Annotated in this window: 1 protein-coding gene; it reads right to left on the bottom strand. The window is 69.9% G+C overall.

Features of this window, described 5'->3' with window-relative positions:
* On the bottom strand, positions 1 to 276 hold a 276-nt coding region (locus PVA39_RS23640), incomplete at both ends, for an aldehyde dehydrogenase family protein (RefSeq protein WP_274126080.1).

Genomic DNA, 276 nt, shown 5'->3' with positions numbered 1-276 from the left:
GCCGGTGAAGCCGACGGCCTGGATGGCCGGGTGCTTGACCAGCGCCTCGCCGACGCCCGAACCGTAGATCATGTTGAACACGCCTTTGGGCATGCCGGTTTTCTCGGCGGCGCGCAGGATGGCTTCGCCAACATGGGCGGCAGTGGTCATGTGGCCGCTGTGGGCCTTGAACACTATCGGGCAACCGGCGGCCAGCGCGGCGGCGGTGTCACCGCCGGCGGTGGAGAAGGCCAGCGGGAAGTTGCTGGCGCCGAACACGGCGACCGGGCCCAGGCC

This window comes from Pseudomonas sp. CNPSo 3701 (genome assembly GCF_028674975.1).
GTDB lineage: Bacteria > Pseudomonadota > Gammaproteobacteria > Pseudomonadales > Pseudomonadaceae > Aquipseudomonas > Aquipseudomonas straminea.
This window is presented reverse-complemented; position numbering and strand designations above follow the sequence as displayed.